Genomic DNA, 11,189 nt, shown 5'->3' with positions numbered 1-11,189 from the left:
TAAGGCTGGGCTGTGATGGGGAGGGAAACTTTAAGTACCGTAGGTCATGATTTCACACTGCCAAGAAAAGCTTCTAGCCAGGCGAAGGTGCCCGTACCGCAAACCGACACAGGTGGGTGAGAAGAGAATTCTAAGGCGCGCGGAAGAACTCTCGTTAAGGAACTCGGCAAAATGACCCCGTAACTTCGGGAGAAGGGGTGCCTCGGTAGGGTGAATAGCCCGAGGGGGCCGCAGTGAAAAGGCCCAAGCGACTGTTTAGCAAAAACACAGGTCTGTGCGAAGCCGCAAGGCGAAGTATACGGGCTGACGCCTGCCCGGTGCTGGAAGGTTAAGAGGAGTGGTTAGGGGCAACCCGAAGCTATGAATTGAAGCCCCAGTAAACGGCGGCCGTAACTATAACGGTCCTAAGGTAGCGAAATTCCTTGTCAGGTAAATTCTGACCCGCACGAATGGCGTAACGACTTGGGCGCTGTCTCAACGAGAGATCCGGTGAAATTTTAATACCTGTGAAGATGCAGGTTACCCGCGACAAGACGGAAAGACCCCATGGAGCTTTACTGCAGCTTGATATTGGACTTTGGTACGATCTGTACAGGATAGGTGGGAGCCTTTGAAGCCTGAGCGCCAGCTTGGGTGGAGGCGACGTTGGGATACCACCCTGATCGTATCGGAGTTCTAACCTGGTACCGTGATCCGGTATGGGGACAGTGTCAGGTGGGCAGTTTGACTGGGGCGGTCGCCTCCTAAAATGTAACGGAGGCGTTTAAAGGTTCCCTCAGAATGGTTGGAAATCATTCGCAGAGTGCAAAGGCATAAGGGAGCTTGACTGCGAGACCTACAAGTCGAGCAGGGACGAAAGTCGGACTTAGTGATCCGGTGGTACCGAATGGAAGGGCCATCGCTCAACGGATAAAAGCTACCCTGGGGATAACAGGCTTATCTCCCCCAAGAGTCCACATCGACGGGGAGGTTTGGCACCTCGATGTCGGCTCATCGCATCCTGGGGCTGAAGTAGGTCCCAAGGGTTGGGCTGTTCGCCCATTAAAGCGGTACGCGAGCTGGGTTCAGAACGTCGTGAGACAGTTCGGTCCCTATCTGTCGCGGGCGTAGGAAATTTGAGAGGAGCTGTCCTTAGTACGAGAGGACCGGGATGGACGTACCGCTGGTGTACCAGTTGTCTCGCCAGAGGCATAGCTGGGTAGCTATGTACGGAGGGGATAAGCGCTGAAAGCATCTAAGCGCGAAGCCCCCCTCAAGATGAGATTTCCCAGTATGTAAGACCCCTTGTAGACGACGAGGTTGATAGGTTCGAGGTGGAAGTGCGGCAACGTATGCAGCTGACGAATACTAATCGGTCGAGGGCTTAACCTATATAGCTGACTAAGCAGCTAGCAACTACGTTACTGTAGTTAGCAAAATCGTACTTTACGCAAGTTTCGTATCTAGTCTTCAGGGAATAAATCCCTACTGTGGCGATCGTGGCGAAGGGGTTAACGCACTGGTTTGTGGATCCAGCATTCGTGGGTTCAAGTCCCATCGGTCGCCCTTTTCCCTTAACTAATGGGGATTAGCCAAGCGGTAAGGCAACGGACTTTGACTCCGTCATGCCTAGGTTCAAATCCTAGATCCCCAGTATACCTTTTAAGCGGTCGTGGTGGAACGGCAGACACACCATCTTGAGGGGGTGGCGCTCACAAGGCGTGAGGGTTCAAATCCCTCCGACCGCATCCTCGAAAAAAACCTTGATAATCAAGGTTTTTTTTCATTTTTACATACTTTTCCTTTCCATTCATTTTGATAAACCTTTCATTAATTATCGTTAGATGGAAGTTCAGTGAAAATAGATATTATAAAGCGGAGCACCCGGATGGACTAGCAATCGTATTACCTAAGATAGTGCTGCCCAAATTTGATATTGGTAACAGTGGGAAAAGCACAATACGTAATTTAATTATTGATCGAATAGGGATTAGCAAAATATTGATCTGGATGCTTTGGCGCGGCCTATCAATCCATTGCATCCCGAAACTGCTCGGGTTTCTGCTGGGAAAGAGGCGATCCGCCTTGCTCAAGACTGTATACACGGAATCAATGCTAAGGTAAAGCACCAACATGCTAAATTACCAGATTGGCTTTTGCTTATCAGAAGCCAATTGTTTTTTCCATAACCCGATTCATCCTACACTAAAGTAGGCATGGTTCGGGTTATTTCTTTTTAATTAAGATAGGACGGTTCACTCGGTACGGTATAAAAATCTACTTCATCAATAACATCCAATTGAGTTAATTGGCTTTTCATCAATACCGCGGAAAAGTTGAACATTGTTTCTTTTTTTACTTTTGTTCCGATGATGCTAATCATTTTCTTTTCGAATTCTTCTTCAACTACCTCTGGTTTGATCCTTATTATTACTTTTATTAGTTCACTTTCTTTTACATCTTTGTAGAACAGTTTAAGCTCGGAAATATCTTTTTTCTTCTTCAGTAACGTGTCTTGTAAGTGTAGTTCTTCTTTTTCCTTTATTTCTTGAATTGCAATTTCTCCTTCATTAGGTTCCATAGGGGCAATACCATTTATGAAAATATCATGTTGTTTAGACGAAGCTGTCTGAAAGGTAGATAAGTTTTCTGTAAAGAGCAACGGTAAACTAATAAAACATAATAAAATAATTTTCTTCATGCAGCGCCTCTTTCCATTATTTTATCTACTGATTAGACGATAAAAGGAATCTGGATGTTGCTCTTTGGGGTATTCACGGGGCTGATGGATTCCATAGTTAATAGATCGATTTTAGTAATTTTCAACAACCTGAAAAACAGCACCCATAGCTGAAATTTGAAGCCTACCATCGCTCGGAGGAAACACATACAATAAGTAAAGTGAAAGTGCTTACACTTAGATGGGTATGGAGGTACGGCCAAGATGGATACAGATGCGGATATTCCTATTCCGGCGCATAAGTCAGCAACTGCTAAAAACACCGCATTCAGGCTGCTTCGCAAAATGTATGGACAACGCTACTTGCAAGCGATGGCGCTGCTGGGAATTGCATGGATGATCATTTTCAACTATGTGCCGATGTACGGGATTATTATTGCGTTTAAAGATTTTAATATCATTAAGTCGATTTCTGCAGCGCCTTGGGCCGGGTTGGAGCATTTCAAAGCTTTTATGGATGACGACAATTTAGGGTATGTCATTAAGAATACGCTGGGTATGAGTGTGCTGAAGTTAGTGATTGGCTTTCCGCTGCCTATTGTTTTTGCTCTTTTTTTGAATGAGGTGCGTTCGATCGGATTTAAAAAGCTGGTACAGACGATTTCATATCTGCCGCACTTTCTCTCGTGGGTTATTCTTGGTGGAATTCTTGCGACTTGGCTGGCGGACGTAGGCATCATTAATAAAATTCTCTTGGCGTTAAATGTGATTCAGGAGCCTGTCAGTTATTTGGCCGAGCCCAGTTATTTCTGGAGCATCATTATTACTTCTGATATTTGGAAGGAACTAGGGTGGTCGGCGATTATTTATTTGGCCGCGATGTCCGGGGTATCTCCGGAGATGTATGAGGCTGCGACGATTGATGGCGCTGGACGTTTTCAGAAGATGTTCTACATTACGCTTCCATCGATTATGGGAACGATTACGATTTTGTTTATTCTGGCTGTCAGCGGCATCCTGAACTCGAATTTTGATCAAATTCTGGTGCTCAAAAATCAGCTAAATGAGAGCGCTAGCAACGTGATTGACGTTTATGTGTATCAAACGGGGCTTCAGCAAAGCCGGTTTTCTTATGCAACAGCAGTCGGGTTGATTAAATCGCTGATTTCACTTGGATTGCTTCTGTCGGCGAACTTCATTACGAAGCGGTTGAATAATACATCGTTATTTTAAGGAGGTGCTAAGTCTTTGCTTTCATTAAAACGCAGAACCTTCAAAGAGGCGGCATTCGACCAAGCGAATAATCTGCTGATGCTCGCGATATGCTTCGCAACGCTGTATCCCATCTGGTATGTGCTGGTTAATTCCTTCAACGACGGGAATGACGCTATGCGCGGAGGCATTTATTGGTGGCCGCGGATGTTCAGCTTGGACAGCTACAAGGCTGTGTTCGCCAACGACGGTATCATGCTCGCCATGGGCATCACAGTTGCCAAAACGTTGGTCGGTACTGTTGTCCATGTATTTTTTACGGCAATGGTAGCCTACGCATTCTCGCGCAGGGAGCTGATTGGACGACCGATTTATATGGTAATTGGTACGATTACTTTATTTTTTAGTGGAGGATTAATTCCGTACTACTTGCTCATTCGTGATTTGGGCTTGCTCGACAGCTTCTGGGTGTATATTATTCCGGCGATGTTTAGCTTTTTTGATCTTATCATCTTTCTTTCCTTCTTTCGGGAAATTCCGGATGCGCTGGAAGAAGCGGCGAAGATTGATGGTGCGAATGATTTTAAAATCTTTTATCAAATCATCCTTCCGGTATCCATGCCTGTGGTTGCTACGATTGCGCTGTTCCATGGCGTGTATCAGTGGAATGATTACTTCACGGGGATGATCTATATTAACAAAAGCGAGCTTCAGCCGATACAAACCTACTTGTACCGTGTAGTAGCGCAATCGAGCTCCAACCAAATGGTTGCCGCCACAACGGGAAGCATTGCCAAGACGGTATCCTCTCAGTCCATTAAACTGGCTACTATGGTGGTAACTACGCTGCCGATTGTCATCGCTTATCCATTTTTGCAAAAATATTTTGTTAAGGGTTTCATGATTGGTTCGATTAAAGGATAATGGGGGAAACGCAAATGATCATTAGGAAATCACGCAAAACGATGACTACGCTGCTTGCTTTGTTTACAGCTGTTTCAATTACTGCTTGTTCCACGGATAAAGGCGCGACCAACACGGCGAGTCCAGAGCCTGCGAAGTCAACTGAGGCTGCACAGCAAACAGCCGTACCGGCCGGTGCGAAAGCGGAGGAAGGTTGGAAATCAGATACGAAGCCGATTACGTTTGATTGGTATCTGAACTTCTCCTGGTTCCCGAACAAATGGGGCGTGGACCCAACTTCCCAATACATAACGAAGAAAACAGGGGTAAGTGTTAATTTTATCGTGCCTGCTGGCAATGAAAACGAAAAGCTGAATACGATGATCGCATCCGGCAAGCTGCCTGATTTTATTACACTGGGCTGGTATGAGGATGCTGTGAAAAAAATGATCGAAGGCAATATGGTACTGCCATTGAATGAACTCGCGAAGCAGTATGATCCTTATTTCTTCAAAGTAGCAGACCCGGCCAAAACATCTTGGTACACACAAAAAGACGGCAATTTCTATGGTTATCCGAATGCATCCTCTTCTACACAGGATTATAAAAAGTATGGAGAGAACTTTGTTTCCAATCAAACGTTTTTAGTGCGAAAAGATATGTATGAAGCGATCGGCAAGCCAGATATGAGAACGCCGGAAGGGTTCCTTAATGCGCTGAAGGCAGCAAAAGAGAAGTTCCCGGAAGTTAATGGACAGCCTCTCATCCCGCTTGGATTAAATGAATTCGGGGACACAGGCAACTATTCCTTGCTGGATGCGAATCAAAACTCATCTATGTTGGCGAACTTTCTGGCGATTCCTTATGAGAAAGATGGCAAGCTGTATGACCGGTCAACAGATGCGGAATTCGTGAGCTGGCTCAAAACGTTCCGCAAAGCGAATGAGACGGGTTTGTTGTCCAAAGATATTTTTATCGACAAACGGCCGCAAATCGAGGAGAAAGTTGCCCAAGGCAGGTACTTTGCGATGCTGTACCAACGTTCAGATTTGGCTAAGCAAAACATTTCCTTGTATCAAAAAGATCCAAATACAGCTTACATTGCTGTAGATGGCCCTGCTAATTCGAAGAAAGATGCTCCTGTTCTTGCAGGACCTGGCATCTCTGGTTGGACGGTTACGCTTATCTCCAAGGATGTGAAGGATAAGGCGAGAGCGATTAAATTCTTAAGTTATTTGATTAGTGAAGAAGGAAATAAGGATCTGTTTTTAGGGGAAAAAGGGGTAAGCTACGATACGATCAACGGCAAGGAGCAATTTAAGCCGGAAGTGCTTGATTTGCTGAACAAGGATCGTGCTTCTTTTGACAAAAAATATGGCTCTTCCTATACGTTCTGGATGCTGATGGATACCAATATGAACCTGAAGTGGTCTCCGCCAAGTGTAGAGCCGATTAAACAGCCGGAAGAGTGGACGAAAGGCAAAACGAAGAGTTTATCGCAATATGACAATATTATCCCGACAGGTACGTCTGTCGAAGGGATTGCCAACAGCAAAATTGCCCAGAATTGGGGCAAAACTTTGCCAAAGCTGCTGCTAACCAAATCGGATGCGGAATTTGATCAGCTTTTTGACAAATTCCAAAAGGATCGGATTGCAGCTGGATTGGATAAGGTTCAAGCCTATGAGCAAAAGGAATTTGAATTGAATACTAAAAAGATTGCCGAATTCTCGAAGTAAAGCCAAAAGCAGGCCCGAAAACCCCATTTACCCGGGTTTTCGGGTTTTTCGCCGCAAAGGTATCCCTCTCAGGTAAATTTTGTATTAAGATAAGAGGGCTAGAGCCTATAGAAATTGGACGTGATGTCATGCGAGACGCGCTACGCAGAGGAAAGGGCAGAATTACCCAGCTGACAAACCGTATTTCCATCCAAGCCAAATTAATTGTGGCGTATATTGTAATTATTTTAATTCCGATCATTTTGTTTTCCTGGTATTTGTTTAACGGCTTTTATCAAAACACGCTTCAGGATACGTTGAAGAAAAATCAGTATATGCTGGAAAGCGAAAAAGCCAACATTCACAATAACATCGAAATTGTAGGGAGAACGGCGCAGCTTTCGATAGCTGATCGGGAAGTAATTGATTACTTGCAAAATGCCCGCGAGCTGGAAGTCCATGAATTGGTCGATTTTAATATGAATACGTTTTCTAATTTGCAAAGGCTGATGTTCAATAACCCGATTATTGCCAATGTTCGCTTATTCACAGATAATCCGAAAACGATGGAAATTTGGCCGGTCATTTTCAAAGAAAGCCGGGTTGCCGGAAGAACGTGGTACCCGCGTGTAGTCGCTAAGAAAGGCGCTGTTTGGTGGGAAATCTTGCAGAATGAGAAGGATGTCATGAAGCGTGATACGCTGGATGGCGAGGCTGCTTCAACCTATGTATCCTTGTTTAGGGAAATTTATTATCCGAGTGATACGCATGTCGGTATTCTTGAAGTGGATATGCTGATTGATAAATTTTTTCAGACGACGTTTAGTCCGATTCAAGACGGTGAATCTCACATGCTTGTTGTGGATCGCACGGGGCGAATTTTCACGGATACGGCAAATGACTTCTTTCAAGGCATGGATCTGGAGCAGCTTCATCGGGAATGGGAGGCACGCCCTCACGAGGAGGCCTTTCATTTTAATTTTACGGTAGGAGATACGCCATATCTCATCTTATCCACACCGATTGAGCAGCTGGAAGCTCATTTACTGAATGTTGTTTCTCTGAAAAAGCCGGTTACGCAGATCCAAAAGGCCCGCAATTTATTTATTACGGCAGCCGTAGTGCTGATTGCTCTTTTGTCTATTATCACCTATTTCTTGCAGTCCCTTATTTTGAAAAAGCTGCACATTCTGCGCGATTCGATGAAAAAGGTTCGCCGAGGAGATTTGAATGTGCACATTGATATGGATGCGGGAGGGGAAGTTGGCGAGCTTGCCCATCATTTTAGACAAATGTTGAAGAAGATGAATGAACTGATTGTGGAAGCGGTGAACAAGCAAGCGTCAAAGAAGGAAGCGGAGCTAAACTCGCTCAAAAATCAAATTGATGCCCATTTCCTCTATAATACGTTGGAAAATTTGAAAATGATGGCGGAAGTCGAGGCGCAGTATACGATCTCCGATGCTTTAACCTCCCTGGGCTCCATGATGCGTTATAGCTTGAAATGGTCGAAGGATCATGTACGCCTGCGTGATGAGATCCAGCATATCCAAAATTACATGGCGATCATGAATATACGGTATGACGGTATGCTGGAGCTTAAGCTTGATATTCCAGAGGACTATATGGAGCAGGAAGTGCTCAAGATGTCGCTGCAGCCGCTTATTGAAAATGCCGTCAAACATGGGATGTATATAGATCGAGCAAGACGCGAGGGAATCACAATTAGCATTCGAGCTTGCAAGAAGGATGATACGATGATGATCGAGATTACGGATGATGGAGCAGGCATGTCGAGCGATAAGCTTGGCGAGCTTCATGAGAAGATGGTGATGGAGGATGGCCCTTTTCATCTGAAGTACAGTCGTTATGTACCGAAGGAAAATGAGGGGAATGGGATTGGTCTGCGCAACGTGAGTCAACGAATTAAGATGTATTATGGGAGAGAATACGGGATCACAATTGACAGTGCAGAGGGCGAATTCACACAAGTCATGATGAAGCTGCCCTATCTGATTTTATCTGGAGGAATGTCTGCTGATGAGAAAATTGCTTATCGTTGATGATGAGAAAAATATTCGTCTTGGCCTAAAAGCGATGATTGCACGGGAATTCCCGGATCACTATGCGTTTGAGTTCGCAAGCGATGGCAAAGAAGCCCTCCAGGTGATTGAGAATTCTCAGATTGATATTGTTATTACGGATATACGCATGCCTGAGATGGATGGGATAGCGCTGATTAACCGAATTCAGGAGTTAAACTTGAAACCAGTCGTTGTTATCCTTAGCGGACACGATGATTTTCAATATGCGAAGGAAGCTATTCGCTGCGATGTGAAGGAGTATCTCTTGAAGCCGATCATCCGCGATGAGTTGTCCCGTACGATACTACGTCTAGAGAGAGAGCTTACGCTGAGGGAGGAGCAGTTGACGAGTTCGAGCCATCAGTTGGAAGCTTTTCAAGAAAGCCAGTTGAGCTATGTGCTTAGTCATCCGCATCTGGAGGAAGAGGACTTGCAAGGAAAGCTGCAGCGTATCGAGATGGGCTGGCTGGATGAAGGCTTCCAATTCGGTATTCTGCAATATACAGGTACCGTTGATGAGATGGGACACACCGAGTTTCTCGCGCGTATTCAAGCGGAAATCAGCAATGCGCCTGAACGATGCCGCGAGCAGCGTGCCCATGTGTATGAGAAGAAGAACCAGCTCGTTCTCATTGCCAAGCACAGGGAGCTGTTTCACTATTTATCTGATCGTATTATGGGATCGAGCTACTTTTCCTATCGGATGGGACTCAGTGAGTACACGAGCGGTACAGCCAATCTGCATAAAGCCCATGAGGAAGCGCAGCAAGCGCTGATCTATACCTTTCTGCTATCTGTTCCAGGTGTAGTCCGTTATGAAAGTATTCGTCATAAAAGCAGGGAGTTTCAGGTGCCTGTGGAAACGATCCGCAAAATCGGGAACATGCTGGGCAGTGATCGCGACAAGGAAATGACCGGCCTGCTGCACGAGGTTCTTGATATGCAGACGGTGGTACGGTTTGATATCTCCTATCTGGAGGCGGTTAGCAAGACGTTTAATGAGTTGGTTTTTGATAAAATATTTCAAATCTATGGCGGCGAGTCGGTGGAAATTCTTCGGCTGTTCAAAAAAGTCGGTGATATCGCCAACTTTACTTACTTCCACGATTATTTCCATAGTGTAGAAGGGCTGCTGCATCGGCTCAATGACTATGTGAAGAGCATGAAGTCGTTTCACATCGACCATAAGGAAATGAAGAAGGCCGTTCAATATATGCAGGACAATTACCAGAAGGATTTGAACATGACAATCGTTTCCAATCATGTGTCCTTGAACTATTCCTATTTCAGTCAGGCGTTTAAGGAATTCACCGGCGAGAGCTTCGTTAACTATTTAAAAAAGCTGCGCATTGATAAAGCGCGGGAATTGCTCTCCTCTACAGCGTACAAGGTGTATGAGATTAGTGATCTTGTTGGCTTCGAGAATACGAAGCATTTTAGCCGTGTGTTTAAGGAGTTAGAAGGCGTAAGTCCGCAGGAGTTTCGGGATCAAGGCCACGTGATGAAGCACGGATAGAGCTGGGGGGACAGAAGTGTGAAAAGCGGAGACATCTGCAATTGTGCAGGCCACAGAAGAAGGCTGTCTCCCCGCAAATGCAAGCTGAGACTACTGGAGGTTCCCAAAAGTAACTGGCACCGAGGCTGCTTATGTAGAGTCACCCTGTAAGGGCATCACGTGATTGCATGCAAATCTCTGAATTGTTTAGGCGTAATGCCCTCGTTTTTTTTGAACAATTTAATAAAATAACTGGGACTTTCAAAACCGACTTTGCAGGAGATTGCTTTAATTTCTAAGGCAGGAGATTGCTGAAGAAACTCCTTGGCTTTGCGGATTCGAAACCGGTTGATATACTCGAAGGGTCTTGTACCTAAGGTTTTTTGAAATAGTACACATAGATAGTGTGGAGTCACGGCTAGTTGATCGGCCAAATTTTGCAGTGTGAGCTGCTGATCGTAGTGATTTTCAATATAGTCAATGACAGGCTTCAAGTGCTCGTATTGTTCATGGTTGGAACGGGTATCGGAGGTGGACGTGTAACGAAACAAATCCAACAGCAGTCCATATAGAAGATGCGAGCCATCGTAACTGGACATGGATGTTCGAAGGCTGTAAAGGCTGTTCATTTCATTAAATTTTGCCAATAAAATGTCCGGCTTCGTTATATAAAGCACCAGGGATTTGGGAAAGTTCAAAGATTGCAGAAGCGGGTCGGCAAAATTCCCATTGAATTCTACCCATTGAACGGTCCAAGGCTCAACCAGCGGATAATAGCGATGAGGCACCCCCGGATACAGAAGCATGCCTTGACCCTTGGATATAGGTATGGTAATTCCCTCGATTTCCAACATTCCCTGACCATCAAAGCACTGAATCCATTGAAAGCCTTTGTATCCCTCTCTACGTACAACTTGTGGCTGATGAATCCAATAACCGGTGGAGACAAGGTAAAGTGGCAAATGAAAGTCGATATCGGTCAGCACATTCCAGAAAAAACGCCGCATGTAAACCACCATCCCATGACAAATATTAATTTTATTATATTAACATAAATATCCTCTGATTGTTGCTCATTAGTTGCAATTATATAATTATCAATATAGTTATATAAATTA

7 protein-coding genes, 3 tRNA genes and 1 rRNA gene are annotated in these 11,189 nt (G+C 44.9%); 9 read left to right on the top strand and 2 right to left on the bottom strand.

Translation table 11 applies throughout. The features are described 5' to 3' along the window. The 4 genes from BC351_RS31740 to BC351_RS31725 form a co-directional block, all read left to right on the top strand. Positions 1-1,371 (top strand): 23S ribosomal RNA (locus tag BC351_RS31740); the annotation flags it as partial. Between the two features lie 101 nt (positions 1,372-1,472). Beyond that, positions 1,473-1,545: transfer RNA gene (locus BC351_RS31735), tRNA-His, on the top strand. 16 nt (positions 1,546-1,561) lie between these two features. Further along, positions 1,562-1,633: transfer RNA gene (locus BC351_RS31730), tRNA-Gln, on the top strand. A 12-nt stretch (positions 1,634-1,645) separates the two neighbouring features. After that, positions 1,646-1,727 (top strand) — tRNA-Leu (locus tag BC351_RS31725). 488 nt (positions 1,728-2,215) lie between these two features. Here BC351_RS31725 and BC351_RS31720 read toward each other — a convergent pair. Further along, on the bottom strand, positions 2,216-2,680 hold the full coding sequence (locus BC351_RS31720) for a hypothetical protein (RefSeq protein WP_079418607.1): 465 nt from the start codon (positions 2,678-2,680) through the stop codon (positions 2,216-2,218). 243 nt (positions 2,681-2,923) lie between these two features. On the opposite strand from BC351_RS31720, the gene BC351_RS31715 reads away from it, so the two are divergent. The 5 genes from BC351_RS31715 to BC351_RS31695 all read left to right on the top strand — a co-directional run bounded on the left by BC351_RS31715 (position 2,924) and on the right by BC351_RS31695 (position 10,092). Further along, a complete protein-coding gene (locus tag BC351_RS31715; protein ID WP_079418605.1) occupies positions 2,924-3,892 on the top strand; it encodes an ABC transporter permease in 969 nt (322 codons plus the stop codon). A gap of 15 nt (positions 3,893-3,907) precedes the next feature. Next, positions 3,908-4,795: a carbohydrate ABC transporter permease gene (locus BC351_RS31710; protein ID WP_079418603.1), complete on the top strand. Its 888-nt coding sequence runs from the start codon at positions 3,908-3,910 to the stop codon at positions 4,793-4,795. A 14-nt stretch (positions 4,796-4,809) separates the two neighbouring features. Further along, positions 4,810-6,513, top strand: a complete 1,704-nt coding sequence (locus BC351_RS31705; RefSeq protein WP_144028588.1) for a type 2 periplasmic-binding domain-containing protein — start codon at positions 4,810-4,812, stop codon at positions 6,511-6,513. A gap of 128 nt (positions 6,514-6,641) precedes the next feature. Beyond that, positions 6,642-8,555: a sensor histidine kinase gene (locus tag BC351_RS31700; RefSeq protein ID WP_079418601.1), complete on the top strand. Its 1,914-nt coding sequence runs from the start codon at positions 6,642-6,644 to the stop codon at positions 8,553-8,555. Continuing rightward, positions 8,533-10,092 (top strand): response regulator, encoded by a 1,560-nt coding sequence (locus BC351_RS31695; protein WP_079418599.1) that lies wholly within the window; start codon positions 8,533-8,535, stop codon positions 10,090-10,092. Before BC351_RS31700 ends, BC351_RS31695 begins: the two co-directional genes overlap by 23 nt. Positions 10,093-10,247: 155 nt before the next feature. Here the strand turns inward: BC351_RS31695 and BC351_RS31690 are convergent, their stop codons facing one another. Beyond that, complete coding sequence (locus BC351_RS31690; protein ID WP_158082300.1) at positions 10,248-11,078, bottom strand: AraC family transcriptional regulator; 831 nt, start codon at positions 11,076-11,078, stop codon at positions 10,248-10,250. Positions 11,079-11,189 lie beyond the last annotated feature (111 nt).

Origin of the sequence: Paenibacillus ferrarius (assembly GCF_002027705.1) — a bacterium.
In the GTDB taxonomy this organism is placed as follows: domain Bacteria; phylum Bacillota; class Bacilli; order Paenibacillales; family NBRC-103111; genus Paenibacillus_E; species Paenibacillus_E ferrarius.
Note: the sequence above shows the minus strand (reverse complement) of the source record. Positions and strands in the feature narration are given on the sequence as shown.